The organism is Agrobacterium sp. 22-209-1, assembly GCF_053522485.1.
This window is the reverse complement of the sequence record NZ_JBNWCH010000001.1, coordinates 88232-111780: the sequence shown is the minus strand read 5'-3', so window position 1 is coordinate 111780 and position 23549 is coordinate 88232. Positions and strand designations below refer to the sequence as shown.

General features: G+C 59.4%; 24 protein-coding genes. 18 read left to right on the top strand and 6 right to left on the bottom strand.

What is annotated here, in order from left to right; translation table 11 throughout:
- The 3 genes from ugpA to ACQZ48_RS00540 all read right to left on the bottom strand — a co-directional run bounded on the left by ugpA (position 1) and on the right by ACQZ48_RS00540 (position 2529).
- The gene (ugpA, locus tag ACQZ48_RS00550; RefSeq protein WP_077984238.1) at positions 1 to 882 is read right to left on the bottom strand and encodes a sn-glycerol-3-phosphate ABC transporter permease UgpA; all 882 of its coding nucleotides are present in this window, start codon (positions 880 to 882) and stop codon (positions 1 to 3) included.
- 69 nt (positions 883 to 951) lie between these two features.
- Positions 952 to 2262, bottom strand: coding sequence for a sn-glycerol-3-phosphate ABC transporter substrate-binding protein UgpB (ugpB, locus tag ACQZ48_RS00545; RefSeq protein WP_169538598.1), 1311 nt, complete (start codon positions 2260 to 2262; stop codon positions 952 to 954).
- 36 nt (positions 2263 to 2298) lie between these two features.
- The gene (locus tag ACQZ48_RS00540) at positions 2299 to 2529 is read right to left on the bottom strand and encodes a hypothetical protein (RefSeq protein ID WP_448728343.1); all 231 of its coding nucleotides are present in this window, start codon (positions 2527 to 2529) and stop codon (positions 2299 to 2301) included.
- A gap of 71 nt (positions 2530 to 2600) precedes the next feature.
- On the opposite strand from ACQZ48_RS00540, the gene ACQZ48_RS00535 reads away from it, so the two are divergent.
- The 3 genes from ACQZ48_RS00535 to ACQZ48_RS00525 all read left to right on the top strand — a co-directional run bounded on the left by ACQZ48_RS00535 (position 2601) and on the right by ACQZ48_RS00525 (position 4508).
- On the top strand, positions 2601 to 3707 hold the full coding sequence (locus tag ACQZ48_RS00535) for a CobW family GTP-binding protein (RefSeq protein ID WP_448728342.1): 1107 nt from the start codon (positions 2601 to 2603) through the stop codon (positions 3705 to 3707).
- Entirely contained in the window at positions 3704 to 3973 is a 270-nt protein-coding gene (locus tag ACQZ48_RS00530) for a hypothetical protein (protein ID WP_077984236.1), read from the top strand. The genes ACQZ48_RS00535 and ACQZ48_RS00530 overlap by 4 nt, the downstream gene beginning before the upstream one ends.
- 97 nt (positions 3974 to 4070) lie before the next feature.
- On the top strand, positions 4071 to 4508 hold the full coding sequence (locus tag ACQZ48_RS00525) for a YqaA family protein (protein ID WP_448728341.1): 438 nt from the start codon (positions 4071 to 4073) through the stop codon (positions 4506 to 4508).
- 93 nt (positions 4509 to 4601) lie between these two features.
- Here ACQZ48_RS00525 and zigA read toward each other — a convergent pair whose 3' ends face one another.
- Positions 4602 to 5807: a zinc metallochaperone GTPase ZigA gene (gene zigA, locus ACQZ48_RS00520; RefSeq protein WP_137411714.1), complete on the bottom strand. Its 1206-nt coding sequence runs from the start codon at positions 5805 to 5807 to the stop codon at positions 4602 to 4604.
- Positions 5808 to 6102: 295 nt separating this feature from the next.
- On the opposite strand from zigA, the gene aztA reads away from it, so the two are divergent.
- The 11 genes from aztA (at position 6103) to ACQZ48_RS00465 (ending at position 17129) form a co-directional block, all read left to right on the top strand.
- The gene (aztA, locus tag ACQZ48_RS00515; RefSeq protein ID WP_448728340.1) at positions 6103 to 6936 is read left to right on the top strand and encodes a zinc ABC transporter ATP-binding protein AztA; all 834 of its coding nucleotides are present in this window, start codon (positions 6103 to 6105) and stop codon (positions 6934 to 6936) included.
- Complete coding sequence (aztB, locus tag ACQZ48_RS00510) at positions 6929 to 7795, top strand: zinc ABC transporter permease AztB (RefSeq protein ID WP_077984362.1); 867 nt, start codon at positions 6929 to 6931, stop codon at positions 7793 to 7795. The genes aztA and aztB overlap by 8 nt, the downstream gene beginning before the upstream one ends.
- A gap of 28 nt (positions 7796 to 7823) precedes the next feature.
- Positions 7824 to 8849, top strand: a complete 1026-nt coding sequence (aztC, locus tag ACQZ48_RS00505) for a zinc ABC transporter substrate-binding protein AztC (protein WP_077984232.1) — start codon at positions 7824 to 7826, stop codon at positions 8847 to 8849.
- Between the two features lie 170 nt (positions 8850 to 9019).
- Positions 9020 to 9493, top strand: a complete 474-nt coding sequence (locus ACQZ48_RS00500) for a ribonuclease H family protein (protein ID WP_077984231.1) — start codon at positions 9020 to 9022, stop codon at positions 9491 to 9493.
- Positions 9494 to 9775: 282 nt separating this feature from the next.
- Positions 9776 to 10468, top strand: coding sequence for a FadR/GntR family transcriptional regulator (locus tag ACQZ48_RS00495; RefSeq protein WP_162520603.1), 693 nt, complete (start codon positions 9776 to 9778; stop codon positions 10466 to 10468).
- Entirely contained in the window at positions 10465 to 11637 is a 1173-nt protein-coding gene (locus ACQZ48_RS00490; protein WP_448728339.1) for a PLP-dependent transferase, read from the top strand. Before ACQZ48_RS00495 ends, ACQZ48_RS00490 begins: the two co-directional genes overlap by 4 nt.
- Before the next feature lie 37 nt (positions 11638 to 11674).
- Positions 11675 to 12934 (top strand): ABC transporter substrate-binding protein, encoded by a 1260-nt coding sequence (locus ACQZ48_RS00485; RefSeq protein WP_142913978.1) that lies wholly within the window; start codon positions 11675 to 11677, stop codon positions 12932 to 12934.
- A 150-nt stretch (positions 12935 to 13084) separates the two neighbouring features.
- Positions 13085 to 14029: a carbohydrate ABC transporter permease gene (locus tag ACQZ48_RS00480; RefSeq protein WP_003499971.1), complete on the top strand. Its 945-nt coding sequence runs from the start codon at positions 13085 to 13087 to the stop codon at positions 14027 to 14029.
- 3 nt (positions 14030 to 14032) lie between these two features.
- Positions 14033 to 14863, top strand: a complete 831-nt coding sequence (locus ACQZ48_RS00475) for a carbohydrate ABC transporter permease (RefSeq protein ID WP_077984227.1) — start codon at positions 14033 to 14035, stop codon at positions 14861 to 14863.
- Between the two features lie 4 nt (positions 14864 to 14867).
- Positions 14868 to 15944, top strand: coding sequence for an ABC transporter ATP-binding protein (locus ACQZ48_RS00470; protein ID WP_077984226.1), 1077 nt, complete (start codon positions 14868 to 14870; stop codon positions 15942 to 15944).
- Positions 15945 to 16115: 171 nt separating this feature from the next.
- Positions 16116 to 17129, top strand: a complete 1014-nt coding sequence (locus ACQZ48_RS00465; protein ID WP_448728581.1) for a LacI family DNA-binding transcriptional regulator — start codon at positions 16116 to 16118, stop codon at positions 17127 to 17129.
- Between the two features lie 47 nt (positions 17130 to 17176).
- On the opposite strand, the gene ACQZ48_RS00460 is transcribed toward ACQZ48_RS00465, so the two are convergent.
- Positions 17177 to 18373, bottom strand: coding sequence for an MFS transporter (locus ACQZ48_RS00460; RefSeq protein ID WP_448728338.1), 1197 nt, complete (start codon positions 18371 to 18373; stop codon positions 17177 to 17179).
- 124 nt (positions 18374 to 18497) lie between these two features.
- Here ACQZ48_RS00460 and ACQZ48_RS00455 point away from each other — a divergent pair, with 124 nt between their 5' ends.
- On the top strand, positions 18498 to 19343 hold the full coding sequence (locus ACQZ48_RS00455) for an AraC family transcriptional regulator (protein WP_142913975.1): 846 nt from the start codon (positions 18498 to 18500) through the stop codon (positions 19341 to 19343).
- Here the strand turns inward: ACQZ48_RS00455 and ACQZ48_RS00450 are convergent.
- Entirely contained in the window at positions 19340 to 20230 is an 891-nt protein-coding gene (locus ACQZ48_RS00450) for a helix-turn-helix domain-containing protein (RefSeq protein ID WP_077984222.1), read from the bottom strand. The two genes, ACQZ48_RS00455 and ACQZ48_RS00450, sit on opposite strands and share 4 nt — an antisense overlap.
- Before the next feature lie 92 nt (positions 20231 to 20322).
- Between ACQZ48_RS00450 and ACQZ48_RS00445 the strand changes: the two genes are divergently transcribed.
- The 3 genes from ACQZ48_RS00445 (at position 20323) to ACQZ48_RS00435 (ending at position 23541) form a co-directional block, all read left to right on the top strand.
- Positions 20323 to 21594, top strand: coding sequence for an ABC transporter substrate-binding protein (locus ACQZ48_RS00445; protein ID WP_448728337.1), 1272 nt, complete (start codon positions 20323 to 20325; stop codon positions 21592 to 21594).
- A 253-nt stretch (positions 21595 to 21847) separates the two neighbouring features.
- Complete coding sequence (locus ACQZ48_RS00440; protein WP_448728336.1) at positions 21848 to 22708, top strand: carbohydrate ABC transporter permease; 861 nt, start codon at positions 21848 to 21850, stop codon at positions 22706 to 22708.
- Complete coding sequence (locus tag ACQZ48_RS00435; protein WP_077984220.1) at positions 22705 to 23541, top strand: carbohydrate ABC transporter permease; 837 nt, start codon at positions 22705 to 22707, stop codon at positions 23539 to 23541. Before ACQZ48_RS00440 ends, ACQZ48_RS00435 begins: the two co-directional genes overlap by 4 nt.
- The last annotated feature ends 8 nt before the right edge of the window (positions 23542 to 23549 follow it).

The window sequence follows — 23549 nt, the reverse complement described above, 5'->3', positions numbered from 1 at the left end:
TCAGCCGTAATGCACGCGCTTCTCGACGAAGCGGAACTGGAAGGCGGTGAGCGCTATGACGATCACCATCAGGATCACGGATTGCGCGGCGGAAGAGCCGAGATTGAGGTTCACGAAGCCATCATTATAGACTTTGTAGACCAGTGTTTCCGTCGCCTTGGCAGGGCCGCCACCGGTGACGGCATGGATGATGCCAAAGGTATCGAAGAAGGCGTAGACCGTGTTGACGACCAGAAGGAAGAAGGTGGTTGGTGCTAGCAGCGGGAAAACGATGGTCCAGAAGCGCCGCGAACCGCGCGCGCCATCAATGGAGGCGGCTTCCAGCAGTGATTTAGGAATTGCCTGCAAGCCTGCGACAAAAAACAGGAAATTGTAACTGATCTGCTTCCAGGCGGCAGCCGCGACGACGAGCAGCATGGCCTGGTCGCCGTTGAGCAGCGGGTCCCACATGATGCCGTTACGGCGCAGGATATAGGAGAAGGTGCCCATGGCCGGGTTGAACATGAAGAGCCACAACATGCCGGCAACCGCAGGGGCGACGGCATAGGGCATGATCATCATGGTGCGGTAAAAGCCCTTGCCGCGCACAACGCGGTCGGCAGCCGTCGCCAGAAGCAGCGCCAGCCCCATGGAGACGAGCGCGGTCAGGATGCTGAAGATGATCGTGACCTGCAGCGAGTTCAGATAGCTTTCGTCTGAAAGCACAGCGGAAAAATTCGCCAGACCGACGAAATTGCTGTTCAGCCCGAAGGCATCCTCGCGCATGGTCGATTGGTAAAGCGCCTGGCTTGCCGGCCAGAAGAAAAAAATCACCGTGAGGATGATCTGCGGCGCGACCAGCAGATAGGGCAGGATTTTGTTGGGGAATACGACGCTTTGCACGGCGATCTCCTGATGAGATGGGAATGCCGCCCGCACCCTGTCGAGGATGCGGGCGGGGCAGGGGATCGTTTAGTTGCCGGCGGCCTGCTTGATGGCGGCGTCACCGCGCTCCACGATCTTGTCGAGGGCGGCTTTCGCGTCCTGCTTGCCGGCCAGCATCGCCTCGAACTCTTCATTCATGATATCGCGCACCTGTGGCAGGTTCACGAGACGCACGCCCTTGGAGTTTTCTGTCGGCGGCTTACCCATCATCTGCAGCAGCGGCGTTTCACGGGCGGGGTTCTTGTCATAAAATCCGGATTTCTTGGTTTCCTCATAGGCCGCGATCGTCACCGGCATGTAACCGGAGACCTGATGCAGGCGCGCCTGAATCTTGGTCTGGGAGAGGAAGTGGAAGAACTCGGCCACGCCCTTATATTCGGCGTCGCTTTTGCCGCCGAAGACCCAGAGGCTGGCGCCGCCGGGAATGGTGTTCTGCGGACCATGGCCCTCATAATAAGGAAGCTGGCCGATGCCGTAATTCATGCCGGTCTTGACGATATCGCCAAGGCCGCCGGAGGATTCGGTCAGGATGCCGCATTCGCCGGACATGAACAGCTGTTTGGCTTCTGAAGTGCGGCCGCCATAACGGAAAGTGCCGTCCTTCGCGAGGTCTGCAATCGCCTGGAAATGCTCGACGAAGAGCGGCGCGTTGACCGCAAGTTTCACATCCGTGCCACCAAGACCGTTTTCATTGCTGCCATAGGAGACGTTGTTCCAGGCGGCGAAGTTCTCGGTCTGGATCCAGGTGAGCCAGGTGGAGGTGAAACCGCATTGGGCGGCGCCGCTGGTCTTGATCTTCTTGGCGGCTTCGAAAACTTCCGGCCACGTCTTCGGCGGGTTGTCGGCGTCGAGGCCGGCTTTCTGGAAGATATCCTTGTTGTAATAGAGGATCGGCGAGGACGAATTGTAGGGGAAGGACAGCATGGTGCCGTCGGGCTTGGAATAATAGGCCACGATGCCGGCCAGATATTCATCCTTGTTGAAGGTGTATCCCCCTTCCTTCAGGACGTCCGCCACGGGCTTGATGGCGCCGGCGGCCCCCATCATCACGCCCGAACCGGCATCGAAGACCTGAATGATTGCCGGCGGCTGCTTGGCGCGGAACGCTGCAATCCCGGCATTCAGCGTTTCCGGGTAAGTACCCTTGAAGACCGGTGTGATCTTGTATTCTTTCTGGCTGTCGTTGAATTCTTTCGCAAGCGTATCCACGACCTCGTTATTCGCGCCGGTCATGGCGTGCCACCACTGAATCTCCGTCGCGGCGAAAGCATTCGATGTGACAAAAAACGAAAGCGCGGATGCCGCAGCAAGGCGGTAGCTGAGTTTTTTCAAGGCGATTCCTCCCGTTATGAAAACAGTAAAAGATACAGCCCCTTATTGCAGTCGTTCCTCCATGATCCGGCTGCGGGCGATCTTTTCTGCATTAGCGATCTGATTAAAAGCGAACTCTAATGAAAATGCAAGAGAACGTGGAACGATTAAAACGAAAGTGAAGGAAACGGTTTTATTATTCCATTTTCTTCGTTCCGTGGTTTTTTCATGCGCCTGCCCGTTGGCGACGCGCTGGCGCTGGTTTAGCGCGCGCCAGACATCAAATAATCGCAATTGATATGTTATTACATTACGTACTATGGTGCGGCGAATTTTTGGATGGTGAAGGTGCGGATGTGTTCGGAATGAAGCGGAAGAATGCGGTCGGTCCCAGGGGCGATTCGGCCGTCGCGCCACCTGCCCGCACAGTGCCGGTTACCCTGCTGACGGGTTTTCTGGGCGCAGGCAAGACGACGTTGCTGAATGCGCTTCTGACTGAGCCGGCCATGCGCGACGCCGCGGTCATCGTCAATGAATTCGGCGCAGTTCCCATTGATCACGGTCTGGTGCGGACGGGGTCTGAGCGATATTTCAGAACGACAACGGGCTGCATCTGCTGCACCGCCACCAGCGATATTCGCACTTCGCTTTACGAGCTGCACCAGGCCTTTCTGGAAGGGGTGATGCCGGAAGTATCGCGGGTCGTCATCGAAACCACCGGCCTTGCCGATCCCGCACCTATCATCAACAGCCTGATCGCTGGCGGAACGCCGGCGCTTGGCCTGCGCGATCACATCGTGGCGCGGCATTTTCATCTTTCCGGCGTGGTCACGGCTTTCGACGTTGTCTCCGGCCCGGCGATGCTCGACAGCTTTATCGAAGGCTGGAAACAGCTTGCCTTTGCCGATCATATCGTCCTGACGAAAACCGATCTTGTCGATGCTGCAGCCGTGGACCGCGAAAGCCTCGCCGATCTCAATCCTGCGGCCTCGTTTCATGACCGCAATGCGGTCGATTTCGATCTGATGTCGTTGTTTGCAGCCTCGGATTATTCGCTGCGCGGCAAGCCGGAGGATGCGCCGGGATGGCTTGCGGCCGACAGGCTGAGCCTTCATGCCGCCCACCAGCACGATATCAACCGCCATGGCGTCGGGGTCGAGGCTTTCGATCTTACCTTTGACGGCGCTTTTGATCCGCAAGCGATTGTCACTTTTCTGGAGCTCGTCACCAGCAATGTGCATTCCGGCCTGCTGCGACTCAAGGGAATTTTCGGCGCGACGGATGATCCGGAGCGGCCGGTTATCGCCCATGCGGTACAGCATCGGCTTTATCCATTGACCCGCCTGGAGCGCTGGCCGGATGGCAATCGTGGCACGCGCATCGTGCTGATCGGCATGGAGATGCCGCAGCAGCCGATCCGCGCTCTCTTCGAGACATTGGCCGCGCAGGCGGGGCGAAAGGGCAGGGCATGAACAATCCGCTTGCGCGCAGCGGCTCCGCAATCGTCTCGCAGGCCCGTCTTGTGAAGCAATGGTCCCGCGATTTGCTGCATCTCCACCCCGAAGACATTATTACAGTCACCGAGCTTTCCTGCGCCCTGCCGGATTGCCCGCCGCGCGAAACGGTGATCGTCATTCTGTCGGCTTCCGGCACAAGCCGGCAACTATCCATCCACAAGGCGCTTCTCGCCGTGGATCATGACGATATCGTGCGCGCCATCGCCGCGAATTCGGCTTGAGAACCCGTTTTCAGGCTCAAGATGCGCTTGACCGCCGCCGCCCTCATCCGCCACTTCAGGGGCAGCGACGGGATTCGTCGAGGATGAAGGGCGGGCAATGGCCGATCTGGCGGTATATGCGGGTTTGTTCCTGACGGCGTTCATAGCAGCGACCATTCTACCCATGCAGTCGGAGGCCGCATTGGCCGGCCTCATCCTTCTGAAATCACAGCCCGTCTGGCTGCTGGTCGTCGTGGCCAGCGCCGGCAATGTCGCCGGCTCCTTTGCGAACTGGCTGCTCGGCCGCGGCATCGAGCGCTTTCGGCATGAACGCTGGTTTCCGGTCGGTGACGCGGCGCTGGAGCGCGCCCAGAACTGGTATCGGCACTATGGGAAATGGTCCCTGCTGCTCAGCTGGGCGCCGCTGATCGGCGATCCGCTGACGGTTGCCGCCGGGATCATGAAGGAACCGCTGCCAGTGTTTCTGCTGCTGGTCACCGTCGCCAAGGTTGGGCGTTATCTCGTTCTGGCGCTGGTGACGCTGAATTTTCTGTAGTGTTTCGCAAGAAACGGGGCGGCCTGTTTCTTCTCCCCGGCGGGGAGAAGACGACAGGCGCATACGCCCGGCTAAAATAAGGGCGAGGAACGATCAAGCCGCCTGCCGGTCCCAGCTTGCGAAAGGATCGGGCAGGTGCCGCCATGCATCCGGTGTGAATGCCTCGGTATCGATCAGGCAGGCATCGAGCTGCGCGCGGATGCGTGCCTCGTTCATCGGATCGGAGCCGATGAAGACGATTTCCTGCCGGCGGTCACCGAAGACCGGATCGAGATAGGGCTTCATCATATCGAGGAACTGCTTCTCGCGCGGCCATTGCTCTTTCGGCACGGCGGACCACCACAGGCCCATCTTGCCGGTACGCACCAACGCGCCGGCCTGGCTGATCTCGCCGACATAACGCGGACGCGTCGCAAGCCAGAAGAAGCCCTTGGCGCGCACCACGCCTGGCCAGGCGCGGTCGATGAAGCGTTGGAACAGCACAGGGTCGAAGGGTTTTTTGGCGCGGTAAACAAAGGAGCGGATGCCATATTCCTCGGTTTCGGGAATGTGGTCCTTGAAGCCGTGCAATTCCTTGAACCATAGGGGGTGTTCTTCCGCCCTGGCGAAATCGAAACGGCCGGTGCCCAGAACCTCCTTCAACGCCACCTTGCCGAAATCGGCCTCGATGAGTTTTGCATCCGGGTTCAGCCCGACGATGATCTTGCGGGCGGCGTCCCGCTCCTCCGGCGTCGCGGTGCCGATCTTGTTGAGGACGACGACATCGGCAAATTCGATCTGCTCCACCAGGAGATCGACAATGGTGCGGTTGTCGCCATCGCCTGCCGTTTCGCCCCGGTCGGCCAGAAAATCGGACGAACCGTAATCGTTGAGAAGATTGGCGGCATCCACCACCGTCACCATGGTGTCGAGACGCGCAACATCGGAAAGGCTGCGGCCGTTTTCGTCGCGAAAATCGAAGGTCGCAGCGACCGGAAGCGGCTCGGCGATGCCGGTGGATTCGATCAGCAGGTAATCGAAACGACCCTGTTCGGCCAGCGCCCGCACCTCCTTCAGGAGGTCGTCGCGCAGCGTGCAACAGATGCAGCCATTGGTCATTTCCACCAATTGCTCCTCCGTGCGGGAGAGATTGGCGCCGCCATCGCGCACCAGCGCGGCGTCGATATTGATCTCGCTCATGTCATTGACGATCAACGCCACACGCAGACCATCACGATTTGCGAGAATATGGTTGAGGAGCGTCGTCTTGCCAGCGCCCAGAAAGCCGGAAAGCACGGTGACGGGAAGTTTGTGCGACATAAGGACCTCGTTCTTTGGTAACGCTCGCGTGCACCTCATGGCGACCACGCGGACGATCTGAAAACGACGGGTTCGGTGCTACCCGTCTCTGTGATGTAATGTAATAACATTACAAATCGTCCGCCTGTCAACGGGCGACAGAAAAAAAGTGTCCCGCTATGCGGGGGCTGTGACTTATGCGAAGCGCAACGCATCTTTCCGATAGTTAATGTTATTTCATTACGTATTCGTTTGACGAATGTAATAACATTACATATCAAGGGCCATCGAATGACATCCTGCCTTGGAGGGATCGATGAGCGATCCGTGCCTCACCTTCAAAAACCTGACGCTTGGATATGCCGGCCGCGCGGCCGTGCATCATCTGAATGGCGATATCGCCAAAGGCTCGCTCACTGCGGTGGTCGGCGCCAATGGCTCTGGAAAATCGACGCTGATGAAAGGCATTGCCGGCATTTTGAAACCGCTCGGCGGGGAATGCCGGTTAAGCCCAAATCTGTCCGTCGCTTATCTGCCGCAGCAATCGGAACTCGACCGCTCCTTTCCGGCGCAGGTGCGGGATCTGGTGGCGCTTGGTCTCTGGCCGCAACGCGGCCTGCTTGGCCGCCACCGTCCCGAAGACCGGGCGGCGATGGGCCGCGTGATGGAGGCGGTCGGGCTTTCCGGTTTTGAAAATCGGAATATAGATTCGCTGTCGGGCGGCCAGATGCAGCGCGCCCTGTTTGCCCGCGCGATGTTGCAGGATGCGCAGCTGATCCTGCTCGACGAACCCTTCAACGCCGTCGATGAGAAGACTGTTGCCGACCTTATGGTCCTGATCAAGTCATGGGTGGCTGAGGGGCGCACGGTGCTGGCGGTCCTTCATGACTTCCAGCTCGTGCGGCAGCATTTTCCAGAGACCCTGTTCCTCGCCCGAAAGCTCGTCGGGCTGGGTCCTACGGCCGAGGTGTTGAAGTCCGAGAACATCCGGCAGGCGCGGCATTTTCACGAGGCGTGGGAAGAAAATGCGCCCTGGTGCGATCCGGCCGAAGCACCTTCGCTGCAGATCGTCGGGGCAAGTCCGCACGCTGCCGCCGCCCATTCCCATTCCCATGACCACTCACGCGCGAATTCGAATGCCCATGGCTGATATCTTCATCCAACCCTTCGTCCAATATGTCTTCATGCAGCGGGCGCTCGCCGGTGCGCTGATCCTTGCCATCAGCTGCGGCCCGGTCGGGGTGTTTCTGATGCTGCGCCGCATGAGCCTGACGGGCGACGCCATGTCTCATGCCATCCTGCCGGGGGCGGCAGTCGGGTTTCTGTTCTACGGGCTGGAAATCCTGCCCATGACCATCGGCGGGCTGGCTGTCGGCCTTCTGGTCGCGCTCGGCGCCGGCGCGGTGTCACGCTTCACCATCCAGAAGGAAGACGCTTCCCTTGCCGCCCTTTATCTCATCTCGCTTGCGCTCGGCGTGCTGCTCGTCTCATGGCGCGGTTCCAGCGTCGATCTCATGCATGTGCTGTTCGGCACGGTGCTGGCGCTGAACAACGAGGCGCTCGGCCTGATCGGCAGCATCTGCATCGTAACGTTGGTGGTGATGATCACCTTCTGGCGGGCGCTGCTGGCGGAATGCCTCGATCCCCTGTTTCTGCGCTCGGTCAGCAACTGGGGCAGCCCGGTGCATTTCCTCTTCCTTGCCATCGTTGTGCTCAATCTCGTCGGCGGCTTTCAGGCGCTGGGAACGCTGCTCTCGGTCGGGCTGATGATGCTGCCCGCCGCCGCCAGCCGCTTCTGGTCCAACCGTGTCGCACCAATGTGCTTCATTTCCATCGGCATCGGCATGGTGTCCTGCTTTGCGGGCCTGCTCCTTTCCTATCACGCATCGCTGCCATCAGGCCCGGCGATCATCCTGTCCGCGGGCGTCATTTACGCCCTCTCCATCCTCGTCGGCACGCGCGGCGTGCTCAGCGATCTTCTCGGTTCCGGCCGTCACAGGACGGCCTGAAAACAGCGTTCGAAAAAGGAGAACCTTCATGTTCAAAACCCTCCGTCTCGCCACTGGCGTCAGCCTTCTTTCCCTCTCCCCGGTCCTGATGGCGCAGGCGTCCGCCGCCGAACTCAAGGTCGTGGCGAGCTTCTCGATCATCGCCGATTTTGCTAAAAACGTCGGCGGTGACCGCGTGGAGATCACCACGTTGGTGGGGCCGGATGGTGACGCCCACGTTTATGAACCCCGCCCGGCCGATGCCGTCGCCGTCAGCAAGGCGGATGTGGTGCTGGTCAACGGTCTGGAATTCGAAGGCTTCCTGAAGCGGCTGATCGACACCAGCGGCACCAAGGCGCCGGTGGTGGAACTGACCAAGGGTGTGGAGCCGCTCAAGCTTTCTGAAGAGCCGGCTGGTCACGCCCATCCGGAAGCCGAGGAAGAGGATGGCCACGACCATAAGGCCGAAGAAGCCGGCCACAGCCATGAGACCGCCGAGGCCCATGATCACGACCACGGCCATGAGGGGCATCACCATCACGGCGAATACGATCCACATGCCTGGCAATCGATCAAGAACGCGGAAATCTACGTGAAGAACATTGCCGGCGCATTTTGCGAAGTCGACAAGGCCGGTTGCGCCACCTACACCGCCAATTCGGACGCCTATATCGCCAAGCTTGCCGCGCTGAACGAGAAGGTGAAGACCGAGATCGCCGCCATCCCGCCGGAAAAACGCGTCATCATTACTTCGCATGACGCCTTCGGTTATTTCGAGCATGCCTATGGTCTGAATTTCCTTGCGCCCGAAGGCGTATCAACGGAATCAGAAGCCTCGGCCGCCGATGTCGCCAAGCTCGTTGACCAGGTAAAACATGACAAGGCCTCGGCGATCTTCGTCGAAAACATTACCGACAAGCGGCTGATCGACCAGATCGCCAGCGAAACCGGTCTCAAGGTTGGTGGCACGCTATACTCCGACGCGCTTTCGACTGCCGATGGCCCGGCTTCGACCTATATCGACATGATCAATCACAATATGCAGACGATCACGGCGGCGGTTCTCGGCCAGTAAGTTCAGCTCTTTCGTTGTGGAGTCGGGGAGGGCGGCTTGCGCCGCCCTTTCTGCTTTTCTGCCCGCGCTTTTTGGCTGCCTGCGAGGGGGAAACGCTATTGGCACCGAAGAAACCTTCTCAAATGGCGTGTTGCTTTAGTGGTTTCCGATTGGGTACTACACAACCTGTCATGTCCGATGCGCTTCACATTTTCACCGACGGCTCCTTCGATGATGCCTCCCGTTCCGGAGGATGGGCGTTCGTCGTTTATGAAACAGCCGACCAAATCCATTCGGCCTCGGGCAAGGCGGCCGGCACATCCAACAATACGTTCGAGGTCCTCGCCGTCCTGAATGCCATGTTGTGGATCGCCGCTGAGGCGCCAACGCGGGCAGTCACGCTCTGGACGGATGCGGTTCATGTCATTGAGGGCTGTCGGCGGTATAGAGCGATCTGGCGCAACAATGGCTGGACGCGCATCACGCCCAACCAGCGTAGCCGCCGAAGACCGATCCCTGACAGGGAAATCTGGCAGCAGCTCGACACGTTGCTTGAGCAGCATCCCCATGTGGCCGTAGAATGGTGCAAGGGGCATTCCGGCACTGTCGGCAATGAGCATGCCGACGCATTGGCGCGTCAGGTGGCTCGCGTGAAGACGGCTTAACCGGCGGCTCTCAGTCGTCGTGATGCGGCACAATCGATTCCCTTCAAGCCCGCACTCTGACTTTTCGATATCGAGGGATCGCGCAGTTACTTTTTTGCTGCACCAATAACCCAAGAGACACTTTGGGCATTTCATTATTTCTATTTTTTCAGCAGCATACGAGATTTTGCTGAGAGGAGCGTACAGCGTCCCTTGCCCGTTGACATTCCTTTTACCTTTTGAAATGGTAAGATGTCAGACCAATTTAGGGGATACGTTTTGGACAGGTCCAGCCGGGAACTCATGCAGCCGATTCCGCCGAGCGACCGTGTGCGCCAGGTCGAGGCTGCGCTTTCCGAGTATGTGGAGCGGGCTGGACTGAAGGCGGGAGATCGGCTGCCGGCGGAGCGGGAACTTATGGCGGCGCTGGGCGTGGGGCGGTCCACCATCCGCGAAGTCATCCGCAAGTTTCAGGCGCTCGGTGTGATCGACAGCCGAAAGGGCAGCGGGAACTACCTCCTGAAACCGATTTCCGCCGCCACCGTGCATATGCCGATCTCCATCGATGCCGAAAGCCTGCGCGACGCGCTGCTGATGACGCTGGAAGTACGACGCGGCATCGAAGTGGAGGCCTCCATGGCCGCCGCTCGTCGCCGCACGGCAGACGATATCGCCACCATGGAAGCGCGGCTCGATGAGATGGAGCGGGTGCATCTGGCCGAAGGCACCTCCGGTAAAGCCGACCTTGCCTTCCATCTGTCGATCTACGACGCCACCCACAATACGCTGTTCAAGCAGCTTCTGGAGCAGATGCGCGAAGGTTTCGAACGTTTCTGGTCGAAACCGTTCGACCGCCCGGATTTCGCCGGTCGCTCCTTTCCCTTTCACCGCACCCTGTTCAACGCGATCGCTGCGGGCGATGCGGAGACCGCCCGTGAAGAAACACTGAAAATCCTCGCCGTCGTCGAGGAGGATATCAAGGACATGTCGAAATGAACCATGGCAACGATCTGTTCGATCCCGCCTCTTTGATCGTCGCCCATGACGAAGCCCACGCCTTCGACGCCGTGGTGCCGCCCATCGTGCAGACCTCGCTTTTCACCTTTTCCAGCTATGACGAGATGGTCTCCACCTATCGCGGCGAAAAGGTGCGGCCGGTCTATACGCGCGGGCTCAATCCCACCGTGCGGCTGTTCGAGGAAATGCTGGCGAAGCTCGAAAGGGCGGAAGATGCGCTCGGTTTTGCGAGCGGCATGTCTGCCATTTCCTCCACCGTGCTTTCCTTTGTTTCGCCCGGCGACCGCATCGTCGCGGTGCGCCATGTCTATCCCGATGCCTTCCGCCTGTTCGGCACCTTCATGCAGCGCATGAATATCGAGGTGACCTACGTTGACGGTCGCGATGAGGCGGCGGTTGAAAAGGCGATGCCAGGCGCCAAGCTGTTCTACATGGAAAGCCCGACAAGCTGGGTGATGGAAGCCCATGATGTCGGTGCGCTCGCTGCCATAGGCAAGCGTCATGGCGCGGTCACCATCATTGACAATTCCTGGGCAAGCCCCATTTTCCAGCAGCCGATTTCGCTTGGCGTCGATTTGGTCGTGCATTCGGCCTCGAAATATCTCGGCGGCCATAGCGATGTGGTGTCCGGCGTGGTTGCCGGTTCGAAGGCGATGATCGACCGCATCCGGGCGGAAACCTATCCCTATCTCGGCGGCAAGATGTCTCCCTTCGATGCATGGTTGCTCATTCGCGGACTTCGCACCCTGCCGCTGCGCATGAAGGCGCATCAGGCCTCGGCTTTGGATATCGCTAGCCGCCTGCAGGCGCTGGATGTGGTGGAGAAGGTCTGCCATCCCGGGCTGGCGAACCGCCTGCCGCCGGGTCTCAACGGCACGTCGGGCCTGTTTTCCTTCATTTTCAAGGAAGGGGTGGATGTGCGCGCTTTTGCCGACCGCCTACAGCTTTTCAAACTGGGCGTTTCCTGGGGCGGGCATGAAAGCCTGATCGTTCCCGGAGAAGTGGTGCTCGAACAGAAGGCGCAGCCGAACTCCGCCCACACCTTCGGCATCAGCGCGCGTTCCGTGCGCCTGCATGTCGGACTGGAGGGCACGGAAGCGCTCTGGAACGATCTCGAACCCGCGATCAAGGCGGCGTCTGCCGCCTGACGTGTTTTTAAACTGACCACAAAAAGGGGAGAACGACATGAAAAAACTGGTAGCAGCAGCAATCTTCACCGCCCTGATGACCGGAACGGCGCTGGCGGACACGACCTTGAAACTGGTGGAAGTCATCACCAGCCCGGAACGCACCGAAACGCTGAAGGGCATCGTCTCGAAATTCGAAGCGGCCAATCCCGGCACCAAGGTAGAGATCATCTCGCTGCCGTGGAGCGAGGCCTTCCAGAAATTCGCCACCATGGTTTCCGCGGGCGATATTCCCGATGTGATGGAAATGCCTGATACCTGGCTGTCGCTTTATGCCAATAACGGCATGCTGGAGAGCCTTGAACCCTATCTCGCCAAGTGGGAACACACGGCGGGCTTGAGCGAGCGCACGCTCGAACTCGGCCGCGATGTGAAGAACACCGCCTATATGCTGCCTTACGGTTTCTATCTCCGCGCCATGTTCTACAACAAGAAACTGCTGGAACAGGCCGGCGTGAAGGAGCCGCCGAAGACGCTCGACGAATTCGCCGACGCCTCGAAGAAAGTGGCGGCCCTTCCCGGTAAATATGGCTATTGCCTGCGCGGCGGCCCTGGCGGCCTCAACGGCTGGGTCATGTTCGGCGCGTCCATGGCTGGCTCGAACGAGTTTTTCACCAAGGACGGCACTTCCACATTCGATAGCCCCGGCTGGGTGAAGGGCCTGACCTATGTGATCGATCTTTACAAGAACGGCCTGGCGCCAAAGGACAGCGTCAACTGGGGCTTTAACGAGATCGTCGCAGGTTTTTATTCCGGCACCTGCGCCTTCCTCGATCAGGATCCGGATGCGCTGATCGCCATTGCCCAGCGCATGAAGCCGGAAGATTTCGGCGTCATGACCATGCCGAAGGGACCCGACGGCAAGACCTTCCCGACGATTGGTTTCGCCGGCTGGTCGATGATGGCGAAGTCTGAAAACAAGGACCTTTCCTGGAAGCTGATCGAGACGCTTGAGGGACCGGAAGGCAATATCGAGTGGAACAAGAAGACGGGCGCGCTGCCGGTGCACAAGTCGGCGGAGAAGGACCCCTTCTATGCCAGCGAGCAGTTCAAGGGCTGGTTCGATGAACTGGCGGACAAGAACGCCGTGCCGACGACGATGCCGACCTATCTTGAGGAATTCGCCTTCTTCAAGGACTCGCTCGTGATCAAGACCTCTCAGGAAGCGCTGCTCGGCGACATCACGCCGGAAGACCTCGCCAAGCAATGGGCGGATTACATGACGAAGGCGCAGCAGAAGTTCCTCGCCTCGAAGTAACGACACGCACCAGCCGTGCGGGCGCAAATGCCCGTGCGGCGGGTCTTGCCGGCCTTCGCTGCGACAGGCTTTTTCTTGCAATTTTTCGGATCGGTGAGCCGAGAGGCTGGAAAACCCGTCCGTTCCGTCGTCCGATCAGGGAGCGATACAATGTCCTATGCCCATGGCGCCGGGCCGGTGGCTGCGCGCAAACCGGCTGGCAAGCCCGCAATGCGGCGGTTTGCTGATTGGGCCGAACCATGGCTCTACAGCGCGCCCGTTCTGGTGCTCATCGTCGCCGTCATGCTGGTGCCGCTGGTGCTCGGCCTCTCCTATGCGTTTCGCGACGTGCAGCTGCTCAACCCGTTCTCCGGCGGTTTCGTTGGCCTGAAACATCTGGAGGCTCTGTCGCAGGACGCGGCCTTTTACCGGGCGCTGAAAAACACGCTCTGGTGGACAGGCGCTTCGGTTTTCCTGCAATTCTTCTTCGGCCTCATTCTGGCACTGCTGCTGGATAAGCCTTTCGCAGGCAGGGGGCTCGCTCAGGCGCTGGTGTTTCTGCCATGGGCCGTGCCGACCTTTCTCGCCGGTCTCAACTGGGCATGGCTGTTCAACCCGGTCATCGGGCCGCTGCCGCACTGGATGGTGTCGCTCGGGCTTTTATCCGCACCCAACAATATTCTCGCCGATCCGCATCTGGCCATGTGGGGGCCGATCATTGCCAATGTCTGGTGGGGCATTCCCTTCTTCGCCATCACTTTGCTTGCCGCATTGCAGGCGATTCCGCGCGATCTCTACGAGGCTGCGGAAATCGACGGGGCGAATCCGCTTCAGCGTTTCACCTCGATCACCCTGCCGTTTCTCGCCCCCACCATCGCCATCACCATCCTGCTGCGCACCGTCTGGATTGCCAATTTCGCCGATCTCATCATCGTCATGACCAATGGCGGACCGGCCGACCGCACGCAGATCGTCGCCAGCTACATCTTCACCCAGGCCTTTAGGCGTCTGGATTTCGGTTATGCCTCGGCCATTGCGCTGGTGCTGCTGGTGTTGCTGCTTGCCTATTCCATGCTGATCGTGCTGCTGCGCCAGCGCCTGATCGAGAAGGATTGACCGATGACATCAAGGATATTTTTCACCCTTGCCCATCGTCTGGCGATCCTCGCCTATATCGCTTTTGCGCTGTTCCCGCTGTTCTGGCTACTCAAGGTCTCCGTCACGCCGAATGACCTGCTCTACAGCGAAGGTGTGCGAATGTGGCCGTCGCGGGCGACATGGGACCATTATCGTTTCGTCATAGAAAACAGCGCCTTCCCGACGTTTTTTAAGAACAGCGTCATCGTCGCTGGTTCCACGGCGCTTGCCGTAACGGTACTCTCCTCGCTCTCGGGTTACGCGTTGTCACGCTTCCGTTTCAAGGGCAAATACTGGATCGTCGCCCTGATGCTGATCACCCAGATGTTCCCGCTGGTGATGCTGGTCGCGCCGATCTTCAAGATGCTGTCGCCGCTCGGCCTCACCAACAGCCTGACGGGCCTCGTCATCGTCTACACCGCCTTCAACGTGCCTTTCGCCACCTTCCTCATGCAGTCTTTTTTCGACGGCATTCCGAAGGATCTGGAAGAAGCCGCAATGATCGACGGGGCGAGCCGGTTTACGGCCTTTCGCCAGATCATTCTGCCGCTGACGCTGCCGGGCATTGCCGCAACGCTCGGCTTCGTCTTCACCGCCGCATGGAGCGAGCTGCTGTTTGCGCTGATGCTGATTTCCGGCAACCAGAGCGCCACTTTCCCGGTCGGCCTTCTGACCTTCGTGTCTAAATTCTCCGTCGATTTCGGGCAGATGATGGCGGCGGGCGTTCTGGCGCTCATTCCGGCCTGCCTCTTCTTCCTGCTTATTCAACGTTATCTCGTGCAGGGCCTGACGGCCGGCGCGGTGAAAGGATAATCCCATGGCTTCCATCGAGCTGAAGAATGTCGGCAAGACCTATGGCGATCTCGCCGTGCTGCATGGCGTCGATCTTGATATTGGTGATGGCGAGTTCATCGTTCTCGTCGGCCCATCCGGCTGCGGAAAATCGACGTTGCTGCGCATGATCGCGGGACTTGAGGAGATAACGTCCGGCGACCTGTTCATCGACAGTGAGCGCGTCAATGATCGCCGGCCGAAGGACCGGGATATCGCCATGGTGTTTCAATCCTACGCGCTCTATCCGCATATGAGCGTTGCCGACAATATGAGCTATAGCCTTCGCCTGCGTCGCAGCCCGAAAGAAACCATCGCGGCGGCGGTGGCCGGTGCTTCCGCGAAACTCGGCCTCGATCCCTATCTCGCCCGCCGCCCGAAGGCGCTCTCCGGCGGCCAACGCCAGCGTGTCGCCATGGGCCGCGCCATCGTGCGCCAGCCCAAGGCCTTTCTGTTCGATGAACCGCTGTCCAACCTGGATGCGCGGCTGCGCGAGCAGATGCGCGCCGAAATCAAACGCATGCATGCCGATCTCGGTGCCACCTCGGTTTACGTCACCCATGACCAGATCGAGGCCATGACGCTCGCATCGCGTATCGTCGCCATGAATGCCGGCCATGTGCAGCAGATCGGGGCGCCGCTCGATCTCTATGACCGTCCCGCCAATCTCTTCGTTGCCGGCTTTATCGGCTCACCGGGCATGAATTTCCTCGAAGGCCGGATCGGACGGGAGAATGGCGGTAGTTTCGTCGTGCTGAGTGACGGCACGCGCCTTGAGCTTGGCCGGGATGTGAAGCTGGCCGATGGCGAGCCGGTCACGCTCGGCATCCGTCCGGAACATGTCACCGTTGCGCCGGCCGAGGGTGATGTTGAAGCGACGGTCGATCTGGTCGAGCCGACCGGCCTCGGCGTCATCTTGCATCTCACCGTGCACGGATTGCCCTTCAAGCTGTTTTCGTCAGACCGGGCGCTGTTGCAGCCGGGCAAATCCCTTCGGGTCGGTTTCCCGCAGGAGCGGCTGCATGTCTTCGACAGGAGCGGCGCCCGGATCGATGGAACCTGATACTTGAAGCTATTCTACTTATGTTATGAGAACGAATGTATAGTTTGTACGCTCTGATGTTTTGGCTTCCGGGAGGCGCATATGATCGGTCTTTCGCGACAGGAAAGAGCGATGTAATCTACCCATGATTCTTTCATTGGGGGTAACATTGTGGCCAAGTCTATCAGGACGATGGAGGAATTTTCGGAGTTCGTCGGGTTCTCTCGCCCGACGGTATCCAAATACTTCAATGACCCGTCCTCGGTGCGTAAGAAGACGCGGGACACAATAGAGGAGGCGCTTAGAAAATCCGGCTTCCGGCCGAATATGTTTGCCGTCAATCTCAACCGCCGTCGCAGCAATATTATTGGCATTGTCATTCCGAACTATGCCGACCCTTTCTACATGGCCCTGACGAACCGTATCGAATCGATTGCCAACGACGCCGGTTTTCTTGCCTTCGTGCTGTCTTCGGATGGAAAGCCGGAAATCGAAGACCGTGCCATCCGTACTTTCAAGTCCATGAACATCGCGGGCGCGATCATCGCGCCGCTGGGTGTTACATCGCACTGTTCGACGCTAGAACAGCTTGCCGCTATCATCCCCATCGTCTACGTCGACTCGCCGCTGGACGAGATGTCGGCCTTTGTCGGCACGGATAACAGGCAGAGCGTTGACCTGATCGTTGATTATCTCTGCCGCTCGGGTGAGCCGCCCAGCTATTTCGATATGCCGCAGGTCAACAACAACTCCTCGACGCGCCGTATAGCCTATGAGGAGGCTATGCGGCGTCTCGGCCGCGAACCCTTGTGCCTGGATGTCGCGAAGCCCGCGCGATGGGATTTCGAGCGGTTTGCGTTCGATGAGGCGAGCCGGCTTTTCGAACGAATGGGAGATCTGCCCTCCCGAACCATCCTGTGCGCCAATGATCGGATCGCTTTCGGCGTCATCTCGGCTGCCTCGCAGAAGGGCATGAAGGTCGGCCATGGCACCGGGTATGATCTGCGGGTTGCCGGTCATGACGATCATCCGCTGTCGCGTTACGCCAACCCGCCGATTACGACCGTGGCGCAGAATTATAACGAGATCGGCAGGCTGTCGATCGAGCTTCTTTTTCAGAAGCTGAACGAGGAGGCGGGTCAGTCGACCCGCATTCGTGATCGCATTCTCCTCAGTGCCGACCTCATGTTGCGAAAATCGGCCTGATGCGGGGCGGCGGTCAGGTTTGAAATGACCGCCGCTATTGGCCGGTCCTAGCGGTGGCTCGGCAGTTTCGGCAGGAACACTGTCAGAAGGCCGAGCAGCGGCATGTAGGAGCAGATGCGGTAGACGAATTCGATGCCTTCCTTATCCGCATAGACGCCCAGAACCGCAGCCCCGATGCCGCCGAAACCGAAGGCGAAACCGAAGAACATGCCGGCGATGAGGCCGACGCGGCCCGGCACCAGTTCCTGCGCGAACACGACGATGGCCGAGAAAGCGGAGGAGAAGACGAAGCCGATGACAACCACCAGGACCGCCGTCCAGAACAGGTTGGCATAGGGCAGCATGAGCGCGAAGGGAATGACGCCGAGGATCGAGAACCAGATGACGACGCGGGAGCCGAAACGGTCGCCGATCGGGCCGCCGAAGAACACACCGAGTGCCGAAGCCCCGAGGAAAAGGAACAGCAGAACCTGCGCGTCCTGAACACCAAGACCGAACTTGTCGATGGTATAGAAGGTGAAGTAGCTGGACAGGCTGGCGAGATAGGCATTCTTGGTGGCGGTCAGAACCACCAGCACCAGTAGCGTCATCATTACCGTGCCACGCGAGAGGGGCAGGGCGCGGCTGACCGCGGCCTTGCCGACGGTTGCGCGGCGGTGGCGGGTGTACCAGACGCCGACCCAGGAAAGCACGCCGAAGCCGAGGAGCGCGATCAGCGAGAACCAGCTCAGGCTCGACTGGCCGAGCGGGATGACGATGAAAGCGGCGAGCAGCGGGCCGATGGCCGTGCCGGTATTGCCGCCCACCTGAAAGAAGGACTGCGCCAGACCGTGTCGGCCGCCCGATGCCAGGCGCGCAACGCGGGATGCTTCCGGATGGAAGATCGCAGAACCGATGCCGATGAGGCAGGCGCCGATCACCAGAACCTCGAAACTATGGGCGAAAGCGAGCGTGATGAGGCCGGCGCAGGTGGACAGCATGGCGACGGGCAGGGAAAACGGCATCGGCCAGCGATCCGTCACCATGCCGACGACCGGCTGCAGCAGCGATGCGGTGACCTGAAAGGCGAAGGTGAGCAGGCCGATCTGTACGAAATCAAGCGCGTAATTGGCTTTCAGCAACGGGTAAAGCGACGTCAGCAGCGATTGCATGATGTCGTTCAGCATATGGCAGAAGCTGGCGGCTGCGATTATTGAAAACGCCGTGCGTTGCGGGTTGAACCCGGTGCTGGTGACGGTTGCCATGGTAAATCCTTTTCAGATTCCCGCTCAAACAACGGGAAACACGTCTTTATTTCTTCCCGCTTTTATTCATATTGTTTCTGGCCTGCATTTGTGTTCTGGACGATTTTCTTTGTGAGTGGGCCAAATGGCTAAAATCAAATCTGCGCAGTTCGTGGGTGTAACGCTTGAAGAGCATGAGCGTAGCCTGAAATTGATTGACGGCACCAACGAGCCGGTACTGGCGCTTCATCGGGTTTATCCGACCGGGCATCGCACGCCGCCCCATAACCATAGCCGTGTGCAGATTTGGTGCGCGCGCCGGGGTGTGGTGCTCGTCAGCACGGCGGACGGGCGCTGGATGATACCGCCCGGTCACGGGCTGCTCATTCCCGCAGGCCTGCAACATGAGGCCGAAGTCATATCCACGGTCGAGATGCACTCGATCTACGTCCATCCCGATCTCTTCCAGGCAATGTCTCCAAAGGTCGTGGAAGTAACCGATCTGGCCTCGAGCCTTATTTCCGAATTGTTGGCCGAAGAGCACCAGCCGTCGGCCTTTCACCGGCAGGGCCTGGTGCGCGCCCTTTTGCTGGATGAGGTGAATCGCCTGCCGGAACGCCCTTTGGGCTTGCCTTTTCCGGACAATCAGCGGCTGGCTGCGCTTTGCCGTGACTTCCTTAAAAAGCCGGTGGCGCGGGTGGAGATCGACGACTGGGCCGCGGCAATGGGCATCAGCCGCCGCTCCTTCACACGCCTTTTTCGCCGGGAGATGGGGGTGAGCTTCGTTACCTGGCGCCAGCAGGCCTGCATCTTTGCCTCATTGCCGAGATTGGCGGCGGGCGAAGCGGTGACCAATGTGGCGCTGGATGCGGGTTATGAAAACATCCCGGCTTTCACCACCATGTTCCGGCGGATGCTCGGCAGTTCGCCGCGCGCTTACCGTCAGGCGGCGCGGCAGCGCAGCGCCGCTTTCGCCGATAGTGAAGATTAAGCCGCCGTCGCCCGCATATCGCGGCGGAAATCGGAAGGCGACATGCCTGATATCTGGCGAAAGGCCTTGTTGAAGGCGCTGACCGAGCCGAAACCGCTTTCCATGGCGATTTGCAGAATATTGTCCTTGCCCGTCATCAGCATCGCCTGTGCGCGGGAAAGCCGGAGCAGGGTGAGATATTTGATTAGCGTCATGCCCGTCGATTTGCGGAACAGGTTCATTGCATATTTCGGGTGCAACGACGCGGCGCGGGCAATCTCCGTCGCGTCGATATCGTCGAGAAAATTGGCGGCGATGAAGTCGCACATGCGCACCACGCCAATGGAGGGCGCCATGCCCTCGTCATCCTGTCTGCGTTTTCCATTGAGGGCAGAGGAGATGACGGTGTACGGCTCGAGGAACATCCGCTCGACCCTTAGCAGCAGTTCCTCCACCGCATGCTGGGCTTTCACCGGATTGCCCGAGGTAACGTAACGGAACCAGCGGCCGAAATTTTCCGCATCCGCCCTATCCGTCTCGGCGCTCACCATTGTCGCACCACCCATCAACTGGCTGGAGACGGCGGCCGGCAGGCGCATGCGAAAGAAATGCACCAGCGGCAGATGCGCACCCGCGTAAAAGGAATCATCGGAAGAACGGTCCATCTGATGCGGCTGGCCACCCCAGAAGATACACATCTGGCCGGCGTTGAGCGTCAGGTCGTGATCGCCCATGCGGTAATGAACCGATCCCGACATCAGGTAATTCACCTCCACCTGCGCGTGCCAGTGGGGCCGGAGCATGATGGGCGGGTGGTTGTGGAACAGCTGAAGCGTTGTCGGCATACCTTCGATGCTGCTCGCACCGGGCTGGTAAAAAGCTCTTTCGGCAACCTTACTTTTCGCCAAATCGATATTCCCTTTGTACGAGACAGATTTCCTGCCGCCGCTAATGTGCCCATGTTCGCTGAAGAACGGCAATTGAAAAAGGGAGGTTTTCAATGTGCTTGAAATTTCTTGGCGCGTCTACGGCCATGCTGCTTCTCGCAGCTCCGGCTTTCGCGCAAACCGAAACCGTCACCATCTGGAGCTGGAACGTCGCGGCTTCCGCGCTGAAATCCACGGTGGAAGGCTTCAACAAGCAGAATCCGGATATCAAGATCGTCGTTGAAGACCTTGGAAACGATCAGGTTTTTGACAAGACGCTGGCTGCCTGCGCAGCCGGCGGCGATGGTCTTCCTGATATCGTCACCATCGAGAATTTTGAGGCCGAACTGTTCTGGAGCCGCTTTCCCGATTGTTTCGCCAATCTGACCGAACTTGGCTATACGCCTGAGAAACAGGCACTTTTCCCTGACTTCAAGCGCACGGAACTGGAAGTTGACGGCGTCGCTTATGCGGTTCCATGGGATTCCGGTCCGGTGGCCGTGTTCTACCGCCGTGACTTCTATGAAAAAGCAGGCGTCGATCCCGCCACGATCAAAAGCTGGGACGATTTCATCACTGCCGGCAAGAAGGTGATGGCCGCCAATCCCGGCACCGTCATGGCACAAGCCGATTTTAACGGCGACAGCGAATGGTTTCGCATGATCGCCAACGAGCAGGGATGCGGTTACTTTTCGACCGATGGCCAGACTATCACCATCAACCAGCCCGCCTGTGTCGCGACCCTCGAAAAGGTCAAGGAGATGAAAGACGCCGGCATCATCACGGCGGCGATCTGGGATGAAAAAATCCAGGCCAATACCGCCGGCAGGGCCGCAAGCCAGATGTATGGCGCCTGGTACGAGGGCACCATCCGCTCCGGCTCTCCCGATCTCTCCGGCAAATGGGGCGTCTATCTGATGCCGAGCCTGACGCCGGACGGTCCGCATGCCGCCAATCTCGGCGGTTCGTCGCTGGCGATCAGCTCGACATCCGAGCACAAGCAAGCCGCGTGGAAATATATCGATTACGCGCTGACCACCAATGAAGGGCAGGTGACGATGCTGAAATCCTTCGGCCTCGTTCCCTCGCTGCTGTCTGCCATCGATGATCCATTCGTCAAGGAAAAGCAGCCCTATTGGGGCGGGCAAGCGGTTTGGACCGACATTCTCGCCACCCTGCCGAAGATCGTGCCGAGCCGTGGCACGGCGTTCCAGTCGGATGCGGATGCGATCTACAAGGCGACGCAGACCAAATATTTCGCCGGCGGCTATCCCGATGCGAAAGCCGCGCTCGATGATGCGGCCAAGCAGATCGAGACGGCGACGGGTTTGCCAGTCGCGCAGTAAGTCGGCAGTTAGGACCGAGTGGGCGCCACAAGTTTCTTCTCCCCGAGGGGGAGAAGTCCGCGGCAGCGGGATGAGGGGGCGACGTTAGCGATAGACCGAGAGCTCGCCCCCTCATCCGACCCTTCGGGCCACCTTCTCCCCCTCGGGGAGAAGAAATAGGCCGCACCGCCTTGCAATGGTCTCGCCCTCAAACGGGGGCAGGCCTCAAAGCTTTTCCATTTATCCGGCCATCGTCCGGCTTCTGGAGGTCGTCATGCCGTCTAGGAACAGGATCGCTTATGCGTTCCTTGCGCCCTATCTCCTGATTTTCGCCACCTTCTGGGTCTGGCCGATCATCAGCTCGTTCATGCTGTCGTTCCAGAATACCCGCATCAACCCATGGCGGTTCGCGCCCTCCATGAACTGGGGGCGGCTCGTTTCCGATCCGGCCTTTTATAATGCGCTTTATAATACGCTGATCATTCTGGTCATTCAGGTGCCGGTGATGATCGCGCTCGCCACCGTCATGGCGGTGCTGTTGAATTCGCCGCTGCTGAAAGTCCGGCCGCTTTACCGCTTCGCCTTCTTTGCTCCAGTCGTCGTTGGCGAGGTGGCCTATGCGGCTGTCTTCCGGCTGATGTTCAGCGCCGATTTCGGCATCATCAACAAGCTCATCACCTCCGCCGGCCTTTCGCCCGTCTCGTGGTTCGACAATGCCAATGCGGCCATGGCGCTCGTCATCATCGCGGTCACCTGGCGTTGGGCGGGGTATAACGCCATCATCATCCTGGCCGGTCTGCAATCGATTCCTGGCGATGTCTATGAAGCGGCGACGCTGGACAAGGTCAGCAAGCGGCAGCAGTTCTTTTACATCACCCTGCCGTTGCTTAAACCCATCATCCTGTTCTGCGTCGTGCTGTCGGTCATCGGCACCATGCAGCTGTTTGCCGAACCCTTCCTCATCACTAACAGGGGCGGGCCGGGCGGCGGCACGGAAACGCTGGGGCTGTTCCTCTATCGCCAAGGCTTCACGTCGCTCAATTTCGGTTACGCCTCGGCCATTGCCTACACCATGGCGGCGCTTGCCATCGCCATTTCACTCCTCAATCTCTGGGTCGGGAGGGAGCCGAAATGAGATCGAAATCGAGATCGCTTTTCTGGCAGAAGATCGCCCTGCATGCGGCGCTGACGCCGCTTGCCATCGTCTGGCTGTTTCCGCTGTGGATGATGTTCGTATTCTCGACCATGCCGGATTACGGCATTTTCAGCCCTGATATCGTGCTGGCGCCCTCCACCAACTTCATCGAGAATTTCAACAACCTGCAGGCGGATACCAATTTCCTCAGGGCCATGTTCATCTCGATCACCGTTGCCGTCATCTACACAGTTCTTTCGGTGTTCCTGACCTCCATGGCGGGCTGGGCGCTGGCGCGTTACCGCTTTGCCGGACGCAGGGTGGTGATCGCCATCATTCTCGGGACCATTACCTTGCCTTTTGCCGTTGTCGTTATCCCGCAGTTCATCATGGTGGCGCGCGAATTCAAGCTGGCCAACACCTGGGTGGCCCTGATCGTGCCGCCGCTGTTCAATTCCCTCGGCGTTTTGTTCATGCGACAATCCTTCTCGATGATGCCGACCGAGCTTTTCGATGCGGCAAGGGTGGAGGGCGTCAAGGAATGGCAGATTTTCCTGCGCATCGCCCTGCCACTGGCACGGCCCACCATGGCGGCACTGTCGATCATTCTCTTCCTGGCCTCGTGGAACAATTACCTCTGGCCGCTTCTCATCAATTCCCGCCCAGGAATGATGACCGCACCCGTGGCGCTTGGCACCCTCATCGGGCTGACCAAAGTGTCATGGGGCGGCATCATGGCGGGGGCCGTGCTGCTCACCGCACCCATCCTCGTGGTTTTCGTGGCTTTGCAGCGCCACTTCATCGCCGGCATTTCCGCCGGGGCAGTCAAGTAAGGGGAGGC

Bases quoted from the DNA above. Each gene is read 5' to 3' on its own strand.
- ACQZ48_RS00535 (WP_448728342.1), top strand. From the start codon at position 2,601: ATGAAGCGGAAGAATGCGGTCGGTCCCAGGGGCGATTCGGCCGTCGCG.
- ACQZ48_RS00530 (WP_077984236.1), top strand. From the start codon at position 3,704: ATGAACAATCCGCTTGCGCGCAGCGGCTCCGCAATCGTCTCGCAGGCC.
- ACQZ48_RS00525 (WP_448728341.1), top strand. From the start codon at position 4,071: ATGGCCGATCTGGCGGTATATGCGGGTTTGTTCCTGACGGCGTTCATA.
- zigA (WP_137411714.1), bottom strand. From the start codon at position 5,807: ATGTCGCACAAACTTCCCGTCACCGTGCTTTCCGGCTTTCTGGGCGCT.
- aztA (WP_448728340.1), top strand. From the start codon at position 6,103: ATGAGCGATCCGTGCCTCACCTTCAAAAACCTGACGCTTGGATATGCC.
- aztB (WP_077984362.1), top strand. From the start codon at position 6,929: ATGGCTGATATCTTCATCCAACCCTTCGTCCAATATGTCTTCATGCAG.
- aztC (WP_077984232.1), top strand. From the start codon at position 7,824: ATGTTCAAAACCCTCCGTCTCGCCACTGGCGTCAGCCTTCTTTCCCTC.
- ACQZ48_RS00500 (WP_077984231.1), top strand. From the start codon at position 9,020: ATGTCCGATGCGCTTCACATTTTCACCGACGGCTCCTTCGATGATGCC.
- ACQZ48_RS00495 (WP_162520603.1), top strand. From the start codon at position 9,776: ATGCAGCCGATTCCGCCGAGCGACCGTGTGCGCCAGGTCGAGGCTGCG.
- ACQZ48_RS00490 (WP_448728339.1), top strand. From the start codon at position 10,465: ATGAACCATGGCAACGATCTGTTCGATCCCGCCTCTTTGATCGTCGCC.
- ACQZ48_RS00485 (WP_142913978.1), top strand. From the start codon at position 11,675: ATGAAAAAACTGGTAGCAGCAGCAATCTTCACCGCCCTGATGACCGGA.
- ACQZ48_RS00480 (WP_003499971.1), top strand. From the start codon at position 13,085: ATGTCCTATGCCCATGGCGCCGGGCCGGTGGCTGCGCGCAAACCGGCT.
- ACQZ48_RS00475 (WP_077984227.1), top strand. From the start codon at position 14,033: ATGACATCAAGGATATTTTTCACCCTTGCCCATCGTCTGGCGATCCTC.
- ACQZ48_RS00470 (WP_077984226.1), top strand. From the start codon at position 14,868: ATGGCTTCCATCGAGCTGAAGAATGTCGGCAAGACCTATGGCGATCTC.
- ACQZ48_RS00465 (WP_448728581.1), top strand. From the start codon at position 16,116: ATGGAGGAATTTTCGGAGTTCGTCGGGTTCTCTCGCCCGACGGTATCC.
- ACQZ48_RS00460 (WP_448728338.1), bottom strand. From the start codon at position 18,373: ATGGCAACCGTCACCAGCACCGGGTTCAACCCGCAACGCACGGCGTTT.
- ACQZ48_RS00455 (WP_142913975.1), top strand. From the start codon at position 18,498: ATGGCTAAAATCAAATCTGCGCAGTTCGTGGGTGTAACGCTTGAAGAG.
- ACQZ48_RS00445 (WP_448728337.1), top strand. From the start codon at position 20,323: ATGTGCTTGAAATTTCTTGGCGCGTCTACGGCCATGCTGCTTCTCGCA.
- ACQZ48_RS00440 (WP_448728336.1), top strand. From the start codon at position 21,848: ATGCCGTCTAGGAACAGGATCGCTTATGCGTTCCTTGCGCCCTATCTC.
- ACQZ48_RS00435 (WP_077984220.1), top strand. From the start codon at position 22,705: ATGAGATCGAAATCGAGATCGCTTTTCTGGCAGAAGATCGCCCTGCAT.